Genomic DNA, 12,438 nt, shown 5'->3' with positions numbered 1-12,438 from the left:
GGCGGACCGCGGAGAAGGTCAGCCGGCGACCAGGCGGGGCAGGACCTCGCCGATCGGGTCGCGGACGAGAAGGTGGGCGATGGGGTCGTACGGGGTTTCGGCCGCGTTGATGATGACGACCATGGCGCCGGACTTGTGGGCGACGTCGACCAGGCCGGCGGCCGGGTGGACGGTCAGCGACGTGCCGATGGCCAGGAGCACGTCGCAGCCCACGGCGGCCTCGGCGGCGGCCTCGAGGGTCGGCAGGTGCATCGACTGGCCGAACGAGATGGTCGCCGACTTCAGCAGGCCGCCGCAGCTGAGGCAGGCGGGGTCGGGGTCGCCGGCGGTGACGCGGGCCAGGGTCTCGGGCATCGGGCGGCGTTCGGCGCAGGTGAGGCACTCGGTCTGGGAGAGCGTGCCGTGCAGTTCGATGACGTTCGAGGCGCCGGCGCGCTGGTGCAGGCCGTCGATGTTCTGCGTGATGACGGCGGTGACCTTCCCCGCGCGTTCCAGGTCGGCGAGGGCGTGGTGGGCGGCGTTGGGCTCGGCGGTCCACGCGGGGTTGTGCAGCCGCTCCTGCCACGCCCGGCGGCGCACCTGCGGGTCGGCCACGTAGTGGTCGATCGAGGAGAGCTTCATCGCCTCGGGGTCGCGGGTCCAGACGCCGTCGGGGCCGCGGAAGTCGGGGATGCCGGAGTCGGTGGAGATGCCGGCGCCGGTGAGGGCGACGACGGAGCCCGCATCGATCCAGGCCGCCAGGTTACGCATCGGCCCGACTGTAGCCGCGACTCACTAGGCTGAGCACATGGGTTTCTCAGTGGACGCGGCACCCTGGGTCGGCGCGGTCGCCCGGGTCGAGCTCATCGTCAGCGACGCCGACACGGCGCAGGCGCTGGGGTCGGGTGACGTGCCGGTGCTCGGCACGCCGAAGGTGCTGGCGCTCGCGGAGGCGGCGAGCGTCGGCGCTCTGGTCAGGCGGCTGCCGCCGGGCTGGACGACGGTCGGCACGCGGGTCGAGCTGGAGCACCGCGCGGCCACCCCGATCGGCGGCAAGGTCGTCGTGGAGGCCCGCCTCGCCAAGACCGACGGCCGGAAGCTGGTGTTCGAGGTCGTCGCCCGCGACGGCAGCCAGGTCGTGGCGGAGGGCCGGGTCGAGCGCATGCTCGTCGACCGCCACAGGTTCGTGGAGAAGGCCCTGGGCCAGTAGGGAGAAGCCCTTGGGCCAGTAGCGAAGGCCCTGGGCCAGTAGCGAAGGCCCTGGGCCAGTAGACCCGGGCCAGTGGACAGGGCCAGTGGACGGGCGCGGCGGCGCTAGGCGGGGATCGAGGTCACGTCCCGGTCGTGGTTGCGGTGCATGGCCAGCGCCGCCAGCAGGCGGGACGCCGGCTCGTCGGTGACGATGAGCGACATGTCGGCGATGTCCGCGACGCTCGTGGAGGACGGGGCGGCGGACGAGGCGCCCGCGGGCGCGGAAGCGGCGGAGCGTGGGCCGCGGGTGGCGCCGGCGGAGGGGCCCGTCGACCGGGCGGCGAAGACGGTGCCCGCGGGCTCGGCGGCGGAAGGGCCCGCGGAGCGAGGGCCGTTGAACGCGCCGGCGGACGGACCCGCGGAGCGGGCGGCGTAGGCGGCGCCCGAGGGGTCAGCGGCCGGGGAGGACGCCGCGGGGATCTGGATGTGGGCGCGGAGCAGCACGTCCACGCCGGTGCCCGAGGCGGCGATCGGCTTGCCGTGCTTGTACGCCTCGGCGACGAAGTGGACCGCCGGGCCGTCCACGGGCAGTGCGAGCACCCCGTCGGGGACGGCGACCGCGTCGTACACCACGGAGGCCACGGTGCTCAGGGCGCGGGTGACCTCCATGGGCAGGCCGTCGTCGGTCATCACGGTGCCGTCGACCGGGCCGAGCAGGTCGACGACGACGCCCTCGGCGGTGAGGTCGTCGCGCAGGCGGGCGACCCAGCGGGCGGAGACGCCGTCGCCCATGAGGACCGCGACCTTCCGGGTGGCCACCGGTGCCGGTGCGGCGGCGGCCTGGCTGAGGGACGGGGACCAGCGGCCGTGGTTGGCGACGGACCTGACCGGCTCCTCGACGCCGATCCCGGATGCGACCGCCGCCGCCAGGTCGTGGTCGATGCGGTTGAGGTGCTCGACCATCCGGACCCGGATCGCCATCGAGGTGACCCGGCCGAGCTCGAAGCGGTACGCCTCGACGATGTGCGCACGCTCCCACGGCGCCATGCTGTTCCAGAACAGGGTCGCCTGGCTGTAGTGGTCGGCGAAGGTCACGCTCCGCTTGCGTTCCTTCGGCCCGTCGACGGTCTCCGGGTAGGAGACGAAACCGGCGGGCGCCTCGGCGGCGAGGGAGCTGGGCGAGTACGTGACCCGGCTGGTCGGCACCCGCTGCTGGTGGGAGCCGTCCTGCTGGTGGTTGTGCACGGGCACGTGCGGCCGGTTGACGGGCAGCTGCGCGAAGTTGGGGCCGCCGAGCCGGTTGAGCTGCGAGTCCAGGTAGGAGAACAGCCGCGCCTGCAGCAGCGGGTCGTCGGTGAAGTCGATGCCGGGCACGATGTTGCCGACGTTGAACGCGACCTGCTCGGTCTCGGCGAAGAAGTTGTCGGGGTTGCGGTTGAGCGTGAGCCGCCCGACCGGCGTGACGGGCACGATCTCCTCGGGGACGAGCTTGGTGGCGTCGAGCAGGTCGACGTCGTCGAGGGCGAACTCGGAGAACAGCTGCACGCCGAGTTCCCAGGAGGGGAAGTTCCCGGACGCGATCGCGTCCCAGAGGTCGCGGCGGTTGAAGTCGGGGTCCTGGCCGGAGATGCGCTGTGCCTCGTCGAAGACCAGCGAGTGGGTGCCGAGCGACGGCCGCCAGTGGAACTTGACGAACGTGCCGCGCCCCTGGCTGTTCACGAGACGGAAGGTGTGCACGCCGAAGCCCTGCATCATGCGGTACGAGCGAGGCAGCGCCCGATCGGACATGCGCCAGATCACGTGGTGCATCGTCTCGGGCTGCAGCGACACGAAGTCCCAGAACGTGTCGTGCGCCGACGACGCCTGCGGCATCTCGTGGTGCGGCTCCGGCTTGAGCGCGTGCACGAGGTCGGGGAACTTGATGCCGTCCTGGATGAAGAAGACCGGCATGTTGCTGCCGACGAGGTCGAAGTTGCCCTGCCGGGTGTAGAACTTCGTGGCGAAGCCGCGCGCGTCGCGGGGCGTGTCGGTGGAGCCGCGGGAGCCCTGCAGCGTGGAGAACCGGACGAAGACGGGGGTCTCGGCGTCCGGGTCGGTGAGGAAGTCCGCCGTCGTGTAGTCGTCCAGCGGCGTGTGCAGCTTGAACACGCCGTGCGCTCCGGCACCGCGGGCGTAGACGACCCGCTCCGGGATCCGTTCGTGGTCGAAGCGCATCAGCTTCTCCCGCAGATGGAAGTCCTCCAGCAGGCTCGGCCCGCGGGCACCGGCGCGCAGCGAGTTGTCGGTGTCGGCGACCGGGATGCCCTGGTCTGTGGTCAGCGCAGCGGTCATACCTACGGGCTACCGCGGTTCGCGCCGTTTACACGCGTTCGGCGGCATCTTCACCGCCGCGGAGGTGCGCCGCCACCTCCAGCACCGCCGCCGCCAGCTGCGCGCCGTCCACCCCGCGGCCCGGCGCGACGAGGTGCTGCACGACCACGCCGGTGAGCAGCGCCTGATAGAACGCGCCCGTGCCGGGGCTCCCGCCGAAGAGCGCGGCGAGCCCCTCCTGCGCGGCGGCGAGCGAGTGCTGCCAGCGCTCGTGCAGCTCCGGCAGGACGGCGAGCTGCGCGACCACCTCGAACTGGAGCTTCCACAGCGCCGGCTGCGCCTCGACGGACGCGATGATCCGCGCCCAGATGGCCTCGAACCTGGCGGCGGGGTCGTCGTCCGGCCCGTCGGCGGCGCCGCGCAGGGCTTCCTCCAGGGTGGCGCCCCAGGCTTCGAGTGCCTGGTCGAGCGCGGCGTTGAGCAGCGCGTCGGTGGTGCCGAAGTGGTATCCGATCGCGGCGAGGCTGACCCCGGCCGCCGACGCGACGTCGCGTGCGGTGGTGCGTGCGTAGCCCTTGTCGAGCAGGCACGCCAGCGCGCCCTCGAGGAGCTTCTCCTTGTTGCCCATGCCCCGAAGCATAGCGCCGTCTGACACAAACGTCTTGTACATCTCTCTTGCACGTTTGTGTGAGACGTGCGTACAGTTCTCGGCATGACGCTGATGCTGATCGCCCCCGCCGCTGTCGCCGCCCTCGCCGCCGCCCCCCTCGCCGTCCGGGCGGTCCTCAAGCACCGCCGCGCCGCCGAGGCGCGCATCACCAGCCCCGCCGGCATCGTCGAGGGTCGCTACGTCACCATCGGCGGCGTCGAGCAGTGGCTGCAGATCCGCGGCGAGGACCGGGCCAACCCGGTGCTGCTCGTCGTGCACGGCGGCCCCGGCTCGCCCTACTCGGTGTTCACCGCCGCGCTCCGCGAGTGGGAGAAGCACTTCACGGTCGTGCACTGGGACCGCCGCGGCTGCGGCCGGACCTTGCGCCGCAACGGCGCACCCGCCCCGGAGGAGCTCACCTTCGAGCGGATGGTCGCCGACGGCATCGAGGTCGCCGAGCACGTCCGCGCCCACCTCGGCAAGGACAAGGTGATCCTGATGGCAGGCTCGATGGGCACGATCGTCGGCCTGCCGATGGCGCGGCAGCGGCCCGACCTGTTCAGCGCCTATGTCGGCACCGACTTCTACGTGAACATGGTCGACAACGAGCGTCAGGGCCGGCTCGACACCCTGGAGCGGCTGCGCGCCGCGGGCAACAAGCGGGGCGTGGCCACCCTCGAGGCGCTCGACGCCGACCCGCGCACCTGGGACGTCAAGGCCTGGGGCCGGCGCATGCAGTGGTCGATGGGCACCGACCCGTCCAACCCCAACGGTGGCCTGAAGAAGCTCTTCTCGCTGCTGCTGACGAAGCCTGACTACTCACTGCTGGACGTGGTCGCCTGGCTGAAGGGTTTCGCGGCGGTCCGGGACGCGATGTTCACCCAGTTCATGCGCTTCGACGCCCGGGCGGAGGGCACCCGGCTGGAGATCCCGTTCCACCTGTTCCAGGGCGCGCAGGACGTGGTCACGCTGACCGGTCCGGCGGTGGAGTACTTCGCCGAGGTCGACGCCCCGGCGAAGTCCCTGGTCCTGATCGACGGCGCGTCGCACTTCGCCGCCTTCACCCACCCCGCGGAGTTCCTGGCGGCGCTCCGCACGACCACCGCCGACGCCTAAGCGTCGGACATGGGTCCCACGGCCGTGACCCTGATCGCCGCGAACCCCGTGGCGTCGGACTCGGCGAGATCCACCTCGGCGGTGATGCCCCAGTCGCGGTCGCCGGCCGGGTCGTCGAAGATCTGGCGCACGAACCACCGGTCCGGCTTCTGCTCGATGACGAGCAGGGCCGGACCTCTGGCGTCCGGGCCGACGCCGAGCGAGTCGTACTCGTCGAAGTAGTCCTCGATCGCGTCCTGCCAGTCGTCGGCGGTGAACCCGTGCTCGCCGTCCAGCTCCCCCAGCTCGTCGAAGCGGCGCAGCGCGGCCAGCTCGACCCGGCGGAAGAGCGCGTTGCGGACCAGGACGCGAAACGCGCGCAGGTTGCGGGTGACGGCCGGCGGGCGGTCGTCGAGCACCACCTTCTCGTCCTCGGCACCCGGGTTGCGCAGCCGCTCCCACTCGTCGATGAGGCTGGAGTCGACCTGCCGGACGAGCTCGCCGAGCCACTCGATGATGTCGGTGAGCTCCTCGGTACGGGCGTCCTCGGGGACCGTCTGGCGCAGCGCCTTGAACGCGTCCGCCAGGTACCGCAGCACGAGGCCCTCGGAGCGGGACAGGCTGTAGAAGTTGACGTACTCGACGAACGTCATGGCGCGCTCGTACATGTCGCGGACCACCGACTTCGGGCTGACCTGGTAGTCGGCGACCCACGGGTGGCCCTGCTTGTACAGGTTGTACGCGTTGTCGAGCAGCTCGTCGAGGGGCTTCGGGTGGGTGACGGTGTCGAGCAGCTCCAGGCGCTGCTCGTATTCGATGCCCTCGGCCTTCATCGCGGCGACGGCCTCGCCGCGGGCCTTGAACTGCTGCGCGGACAGGATCTGCCGCGGGTCGTCGAGCGTCGACTCGATCACCGACAGCACGTCCAGCGCGTACGCGGGCGCGTCCCGGTCGAGCAGCTCGATCGCGGCGAGGGCGAACGGCGACAGCGGCTGGTTGAGCGCGAAGTCCATCTGCAGGTCGACGGTGAGCCGGACCCGCCGCCCCTCCTCGTCGGGCTCGGCGAGCTGCTCGACCACGCCGCCGGCGAGCAGCGCCCGGTAGATCGCGATCGCCCGGCGGATCAGGCGGCGCTGCGAGTGGACGTCCTCGTGGTTCTGCGTCAGCAGGTGCCGCATCGCGGCGAACGCGTCGCCGGGGCGGCTGATCACGTTGAGCAGCATCGCGTGCGACACGTGGAAGCTGGAGCGCAGCGGCTCGGGTTCGGCGTCGACGAGCCGGTCGAACGTGGGCTTGCCCCAGCCGATCGAGCCTTCCGGCGGCTTCTTGCGTACGACCTTGCGCCGCTTCTTCGGGTCGTCGCCGGCCTTCGCCAGGGCCCGCTCGTTGTCGATGACGTGGTCGGGCGCCTGCACGACGACGGTGCCGATCGTGTCGAACCCGGCGCGGCCGGCCCGGCCGGCGATCTGGTGGAACTCCCGCGCGTACAGCAGCCGCGTCTTCTGCCCGTCGTACTTGGACAGCGCGGTGAACAGCACCGTGCGGATCGGCACGTTGATGCCGACGCCCAGGGTGTCGGTGCCGCAGATGACCTTCAGCAGCCCGGCCTGGGCGAGGGTCTCGACGAGGCGGCGGTACTTGGGGAGCATCCCGGCGTGATGGACGCCGATCCCGTGCCGGACGAGCCGCGACAGGGTCTTGCCGAAGCCCGCCGTGAACCGGAACCGGCCGATCGCCTCGGCGATCATGTCCTTCTCCGCGCGGGTCGACACGTTGATGCTCATCAGCGCCTGCGCCCGCTCCAGGGCGGCGGCCTGCGTGAAGTGCACGATGTAGACAGGTGCCTGCTTCGTGCTGAGCAGCTCCTCGATCGTCTCGTGCAGCGGGTCCATCGAGTAGCTGAACATGAGCGGCACGGGCCGTTCGGCATTCTTCACCACGGCGGTCGGCCGGCCGGTGCGCGCCGTCAGGTCGTCGACGAACCTGGTGACGTCGCCGAGCGTCGCCGACATCAGCACGAACTGCGCCTGCGGCAGCTCGATCAGCGGCACCTGCCACGCCCAGCCGCGGTCGGGCTCGGCGTAGAAGTGGAACTCGTCCATGACGACGACGCCGACGTCGGCGGTCGCGCCGTCGCGCAGCGCGATGTTGGCGAGGATCTCCGCCGTGCAGCAGATGATGGGCGCGTCGGCGTTGACGGACGCGTCGCCGGTGAGCATGCCGACGTTCTCCGCGCCGAACATCGCGACGAGGGCGAAGAACTTCTCCGACACCAGCGCCTTGATCGGCGCGGTGTAGAAGGTGGTCCGGTCGGTGGCGAGGGCGGCGAAGTGCGCCCCGGCGGCGACGAGGCTCTTGCCGGAGCCGGTGGGCGTGGACAGGATCAGGTTCGCCCCGGAGACGATCTCCATCAGGGACTCTTCCTGGTGCGGGTACAGCTCCAGGCCCTGCTCCATGGCCCACTCCGCGAACGCGTCGAAGACCGTGTCCGGGTCGCCGCCCCTGGGGACCCTGGCGGCCAGTCCGGCGCTCATGACTTCACGAAGATCAGGTCGGCGGGCACGCGGCCGGCGTCCAGGGCGCGCTGCTCGAACTTCGTGACGGGCCGGTGGGACGGCCGCGGCGCGTAGCCGTCGTGGCGGTTGGTCAGGTTCGCGGCGTTCGTCAAGGTCTCCAGCATCCACTCCGCGTAGCCGGCGTCGTCGGTGGCGCAGTGCAGCAGCCCGCCGGTGCTCAGCTTCGCGGCCAGGAGCCCGACGTTGGCGGGCTGGATCAGGCGGCGCTTGTGGTGCCGGGCCTTCGGCCACGGGTCGGGGAAGAACACGTGCACCGCGTCCAGGGACCCGTCGGGGATGTGCTCCCGGCACAGGTCGAGGGCGTCGACGCTGACCACGCTCAGGTTCGCCAGGCCGCGCTGCTCGATGTTGGCGAGGAGGTTCGCTACGCCCGGCGTGTGGATCTCGACCGCCAGGTAGCGCCGGCCGGGGTCCGCGGCGGCCATCTCGAGGGTAGCCTCGCCCATCCCGGACCCGATCTCCAGGACGTCGACCCGGTTCCCCGGGGTGAACCCGTACGCGGTGGTGAGGCGCTCGAGGGCGTCGAAGTGCCGACCACTGAGCCGCCCCCGGCGCGGGTGATATGTCCGGATGGGCTTGCGGACGCGCTCGATGGTCTTCACGGGGTCAACAGCCTACCTGGCTTCGTCGAGGTCGCGCCGGGTGCGCCGTATTGTGATCGTATGTCCTATCCACCGCCGTACTACCTCGGGCCAACCGGCGAGCTGTCGGCCACCTACCGCCCAGCGGCGACGCCGCCCGAGTTCACCTACGCGAACGGCAACACGGTGCACTACCTGGCCACCGGCCAGACGACGCACGGGCAGTTCGGCCTGTACCGGTGGGAGATGGGCCCGCAGCCGAGCGGCCCGGACCCGCACTACCACCGCTCGATCTCCGAGTCCTTCTACATCCTGTCGGGCTCGGTCCGCATCTACGACGGCAAGGAGTGGATCACCACGCAGCCCGGCGACTGGGTGCACGTGCCGGAGGGCGGCATCCACGCGTTCCGCAACGAGTCCGGCGAACCCGCCTCGATGCTGCTGCACTTCTCCCCCGGCGCGCCGCGGGAGGCCTACTTCGAGGGCCTCCCGCACCTGTCCAGCCTGACCGCGCTGGAGCGCGACGAGTTCATGCTCGCCCACGACACGTTCTGGCTGGACTAACCCGGCAGGCGGGGTCCTGCCTCGCGCTGGGCGGCGAGCCACGACTCGACGGCGTCCGGGGAGCGGGGCAGGGCCTGCGACATGACGACGGCGCCGGTCGGGGTGACCAGGACGTCGTCCTCGATGCGGACGCCGATGCCGTGCAGCTCGGCGGGCACGAGCTCGTCGTCGGGCTGGAAGTACAGGCCCGGCTCGACGGTCAGGACGTACCCCGCGTCGAGGACACCCTCGCGGTAGCGCTCCTTGCGGGCCTCGCCGCAGTCGTGGACGTCCAGGCCGAGCATGTGCCCGAAACCGTGCAGCGTCCAGCGCCGGTAGAAGATGCACGCCGGGTCCATCGCCTCGTCGACGCTGACCGGCAGGATGCCCAGGTCGGCGAGGCCCTCGGCGAGGACCCGCATGCAGGCCTGGTGCACGTCGTCGAACCTGGTGCCGGCCCGGATCACGTCGATGCCGGCCTGCTGGGAGCGGAAGACCAGGTCGTAGATCTGGCGCTGCAACGGGGTGAACGTGCCGTTCACGGGGACGGTGCGGGTGACGTCGGCGGTGTACAGGTTGCGGTTCTCCACGCCCATGTCCATGAGCAGCAGGTCGCCGGGGCGGGTCCGGCCGTCGTTGCGGGTCCAGTGCAGGATCGCGGCGTGGGCGCCGTTGCCGACGATGGAGCCGTAGCCGACGGCGTTGCCGTCGTGGCGGGCGCGCAGGTTGAAGACACCGTCGATGAGCCGCTCGCTGACCGGGCGGTCGGCGGGCAGGATGCGCGCGACGTCCTCGAAGCCGCGGGTCGTCGCGTCGACCGCGTCCTGCAGCTGCTCGATCTCCCAGGCGTCCTTCACGAGGCGGAGCTCCGCCAGCACCGTGGCCAGCTCGGCGTCACGGGCCGGATCCGCCGACCGGACGGCCCCGTCAACCGTGGGGTCGAACCCCCGCAGCACCCGGGTGCGCCCGGGCGCGGCGTCGTCGAGCGCGGCGGCGAGCGTGTCCAGGTGCGCGGTCTGCAGCTGCAGCTCGGTCGCCTTCTCCGCGAGGGTGTGCCGGCGGCCGATCCACAGCTCGCCGTGGTTGCGGTCGCGGAAGAACTCGTCGGTGTCGCGGGGCGAGCGGGGGCGCACGTAGAGGATCGCGTCGTGCCCGCCGCCGGTGGGGTGCAGCACGAGGACCGCGTCGGGGTCGTGCTCGCCGGTCAGCCACGCGTGGTCGGTGCCGGGGCGGAACGGGTGGTACGTGTCGTTGGAGCGCACCTTGTCGACGCCGGTCGGGATGACGATCGTCTCACCGGGGAAGGCCGCGGACAGCTCGGCGCGGCGCTTGGCGTGGTCCGGCGCCTCCGGCCGGGGCGACACGTCGAGGGTCGAGTCGCGCCAGCCGGTGCGCATGAACTCGATGAACCGGTCCGGGAAATCCGGATCGTGCGACTGGCCACCCGCGTTCTCGTCCATCTCCGCCTGTCCTATCGCTGCGAATTCGTGCTCCTCCTGCGACGGTACCGCGTGCGAGACTTTCTCCTGAACGAGCGGAGGGACGGGATGGCTGGGCTGCTCACCTTCGTCAGTGCCCGCGGGCGGGCGGCGGCGCACCGGGACGCGGTCGTCGACGCGCTGGAGCTGCTGCGCCACCGCGGACCTGACGACACCAACGTGGTCGTCACCGACGACGTGGTGTTCGGGGCCGACCGGCTCGCCGTGCGGGACCTCACCGGCGGGCGGCAGCCGATGTCGTTCCCGCCGATGGGCGTGACCCGCGGGCGGTACCTCATCGTCTTCGACGGCGCGGTCCACAACGCCGACGAGCTGCGCGCGGAGCTGGTCGAGGACCGGGGCGCCGACTTCGCCACCGAGTCGGAGGCCGAGGTCATCCTCGCCGCGTACCACCACTGGGGGCCGAGCGCGGTCAGCCGGCTGCGCGGCATGTTCGCGTTCGTCATCTGGGACGGTTCGGCGAGGCGCGCCTTCGGCGCGCGCGACCCGTATGGCATCCGCCCGCTGTACCAGCTGACGACCGACGACGGCGTCTACCTGGCGTCCGAACGCAAGGCCCTGCTGCCCTTCGTCGCCGAGGAGCGCCGGCGCCTGGTCGACCCGGCCAACCTGCAGCACTACCTGACGATGCAGTACGTGCCGGAGCCGTCCACCCTGCACCCCGACATCCGGCGGCTGGGTGCGGGCGAGTCGTTCGTCTACACGCCCGGCGGCCCCCTCGCGAACCGCCGCTACGGCCAGCTGGACCTGCGCCCCGCCCCGACCGGCGACGAGGACGGCCTGGTCCGGCGGATCACCTCGGCGCTGCGCGACAGCGTCCAGGCGCACCTGCGGGCCGACGTGCCGGTGGGCGCCTTCCTGTCCAGCGGCATCGACTCGACGGCCCTGGTGGCGCTCGCCGCCGAGGTCGACCCGGCGATCCGGACATACACCGTCGGGTACGACATCGCGCAGTTCTCCGAGCTGGAGGTGGCGGCGCAGTCCGCCCGCGCGCTCGGGGTGCCCAACGTGCCGCTGGAGGTCGGCCCGGCGGACCTGATGCGGGCGCTGCCGCGGATCGTCTGGCACCTCGACGACCCGGTCGCCGACCCGGCGCTCGTCCCGCTGTTCCTGCTCGCGGAGCGCGCCGCCCGGGACGTCACCGTGGTCCTCGGCGGCGACGGCGCCGACGAGCTCTTCGGCGGCTACCCGATCTACCGGGAGCCGTTGTCCCTCGCCGGCGTCAGCCACCTGCCCGACACCATGCAGCGCGGGCTGCGGGCGGTGTCGCGGGTGATCCCGCAGGGCGTGAAGGGCAAGAGCTTCCTGGAGCGCGGCACCACGCCGATCGAGGAGCGCTACTACGGCAACGCGCGGGTCTTCACCGAGGAGGAGAAGGCGGCGCTGCTGCGGCACTACACGGCGGACATCAGGCACACCGACGTCACCGCGCCGGTCTTCAAGGAGGCCAGCGCGCTCGACGACGTCACCACGATGCAGTACATCGACCTGTACACGTGGCTGCGCGGCGACATCCTGGTCAAGGCCGACCGCATGACGATGGCGCACGGGCTCCAGCTGCGCACGCCCTTCCTGGACCGGGCCGTGTTCGAGGTCGCCTCGACGCTGCCGAGCGACCTGAAGGTGCCACCACGCTCGCGCACCCAGTCGCCGGTGACGAAGGCGGCGCTGCGCCGGGCCCTGGCCGGGGTCGTGCCGGACCCGATCGTCAACCGCGCGAAGCTCGGCTTCCCGGTGCCGATCCGGCCGTGGCTGCGCACCGAGATGCACGACTGGGCGCACGGCCTGCTCGACTCGTCGGGCGCCGGCGACCTCATCGACCTCGACGTGGTGCGCGGCCTGCTGAAGGCGCACCGCAAGAAGGAGGCCGACCACTCCCGCAAGATCTGGACGGTGCTGGTCTTCTGCATGTGGCACGCCGTGTTCGTCACGGAGACCGTCAAACCCGTGATCCCCACGGCGGTGTCGCACTCCGTCGCCGACGGCCCGGGGTTAGATCCCTGGTGATCTTTACG

The 12,438-nt window shown here is 71.7% G+C and carries 10 protein-coding genes; 4 read left to right on the top strand and 6 right to left on the bottom strand.

Annotated features, from left to right (window positions below):
- Window positions 1-18: 18 nt before the first annotated feature.
- Entirely contained in the window at window positions 19-750 is a 732-nt protein-coding gene (locus AB0I21_RS30155) for an NAD-dependent deacylase (protein WP_360566190.1), read from the bottom strand.
- A 37-nt stretch (window positions 751-787) separates the two neighbouring features.
- On the opposite strand from AB0I21_RS30155, the gene AB0I21_RS30150 reads away from it, so the two are divergent.
- Complete coding sequence (locus AB0I21_RS30150) at window positions 788-1,189, top strand: hotdog domain-containing protein (protein ID WP_344502945.1); 402 nt, start codon at window positions 788-790, stop codon at window positions 1,187-1,189.
- A gap of 104 nt (window positions 1,190-1,293) precedes the next feature.
- On the opposite strand, the gene AB0I21_RS30145 is transcribed toward AB0I21_RS30150, so the two are convergent.
- Window positions 1,294-3,501, bottom strand: a complete 2,208-nt coding sequence (locus AB0I21_RS30145; protein ID WP_360566188.1) for a catalase — start codon at window positions 3,499-3,501, stop codon at window positions 1,294-1,296.
- A gap of 28 nt (window positions 3,502-3,529) precedes the next feature.
- A complete protein-coding gene (locus AB0I21_RS30140; RefSeq protein ID WP_360566186.1) occupies window positions 3,530-4,108 on the bottom strand; it encodes a TetR/AcrR family transcriptional regulator in 579 nt (192 codons plus the stop codon).
- An 84-nt stretch (window positions 4,109-4,192) separates the two neighbouring features.
- Between AB0I21_RS30140 and AB0I21_RS30135 the strand changes: the two genes are divergently transcribed.
- The gene (locus tag AB0I21_RS30135) at window positions 4,193-5,245 is read left to right on the top strand and encodes an alpha/beta hydrolase (protein ID WP_360566185.1); all 1,053 of its coding nucleotides are present in this window, start codon (window positions 4,193-4,195) and stop codon (window positions 5,243-5,245) included.
- Here the strand turns inward: AB0I21_RS30135 and AB0I21_RS30130 are convergent.
- Window positions 5,242-7,758, bottom strand: a complete 2,517-nt coding sequence (locus AB0I21_RS30130; protein ID WP_360566184.1) for a DUF3516 domain-containing protein — start codon at window positions 7,756-7,758, stop codon at window positions 5,242-5,244. The two genes, AB0I21_RS30135 and AB0I21_RS30130, sit on opposite strands and share 4 nt — an antisense overlap.
- Complete coding sequence (trmB, locus tag AB0I21_RS30125) at window positions 7,755-8,402, bottom strand: tRNA (guanosine(46)-N7)-methyltransferase TrmB (protein WP_360566182.1); 648 nt, start codon at window positions 8,400-8,402, stop codon at window positions 7,755-7,757. Before trmB ends, AB0I21_RS30130 begins: the two co-directional genes overlap by 4 nt.
- 60 nt (window positions 8,403-8,462) lie before the next feature.
- Here trmB and AB0I21_RS30120 point away from each other — a divergent pair, with 60 nt between their 5' ends.
- Window positions 8,463-8,945 (top strand): cupin domain-containing protein, encoded by a 483-nt coding sequence (locus tag AB0I21_RS30120; protein WP_360566180.1) that lies wholly within the window; start codon window positions 8,463-8,465, stop codon window positions 8,943-8,945.
- Here AB0I21_RS30120 and AB0I21_RS30115 read toward each other — a convergent pair.
- Window positions 8,942-10,384, bottom strand: a complete 1,443-nt coding sequence (locus tag AB0I21_RS30115) for an aminopeptidase P family protein (protein WP_360566178.1) — start codon at window positions 10,382-10,384, stop codon at window positions 8,942-8,944. The genes AB0I21_RS30120 and AB0I21_RS30115 overlap by 4 nt on opposite strands.
- An 87-nt stretch (window positions 10,385-10,471) precedes the next feature.
- Between AB0I21_RS30115 and asnB the strand changes: the two genes are divergently transcribed.
- Window positions 10,472-12,430, top strand: coding sequence for an asparagine synthase (glutamine-hydrolyzing) (gene asnB, locus AB0I21_RS30110; protein WP_360566176.1), 1,959 nt, complete (start codon window positions 10,472-10,474; stop codon window positions 12,428-12,430).
- Window positions 12,431-12,438 lie beyond the last annotated feature (8 nt).

Source organism: Dactylosporangium sp. NPDC050588, from assembly GCF_040654975.1.
Classification (GTDB): domain Bacteria; phylum Actinomycetota; class Actinomycetes; order Mycobacteriales; family Micromonosporaceae; genus Dactylosporangium; species Dactylosporangium maewongense.
This window is presented reverse-complemented; position numbering and strand designations above follow the sequence as displayed.

Excerpts from the sequence above, each read along its gene's own strand:
- AB0I21_RS30155 (WP_360566190.1), bottom strand. The coding sequence starts at position 750 with ATGCGTAACCTGGCGGCCTGGATCGATGCGGGCTCCGTCGTCGCCCTC.
- AB0I21_RS30150 (WP_344502945.1), top strand. The coding sequence starts at position 788 with ATGGGTTTCTCAGTGGACGCGGCACCCTGGGTCGGCGCGGTCGCCCGG.
- AB0I21_RS30145 (WP_360566188.1), bottom strand. The coding sequence starts at position 3,501 with ATGACCGCTGCGCTGACCACAGACCAGGGCATCCCGGTCGCCGACACC.
- AB0I21_RS30140 (WP_360566186.1), bottom strand. The coding sequence starts at position 4,108 with ATGGGCAACAAGGAGAAGCTCCTCGAGGGCGCGCTGGCGTGCCTGCTC.
- AB0I21_RS30135 (WP_360566185.1), top strand. The coding sequence starts at position 4,193 with ATGACGCTGATGCTGATCGCCCCCGCCGCTGTCGCCGCCCTCGCCGCC.
- AB0I21_RS30130 (WP_360566184.1), bottom strand. The coding sequence starts at position 7,758 with ATGAGCGCCGGACTGGCCGCCAGGGTCCCCAGGGGCGGCGACCCGGAC.
- AB0I21_RS30120 (WP_360566180.1), top strand. The coding sequence starts at position 8,463 with ATGTCCTATCCACCGCCGTACTACCTCGGGCCAACCGGCGAGCTGTCG.
- AB0I21_RS30115 (WP_360566178.1), bottom strand. The coding sequence starts at position 10,384 with ATGGACGAGAACGCGGGTGGCCAGTCGCACGATCCGGATTTCCCGGAC.
- asnB (WP_360566176.1), top strand. The coding sequence starts at position 10,472 with ATGGCTGGGCTGCTCACCTTCGTCAGTGCCCGCGGGCGGGCGGCGGCG.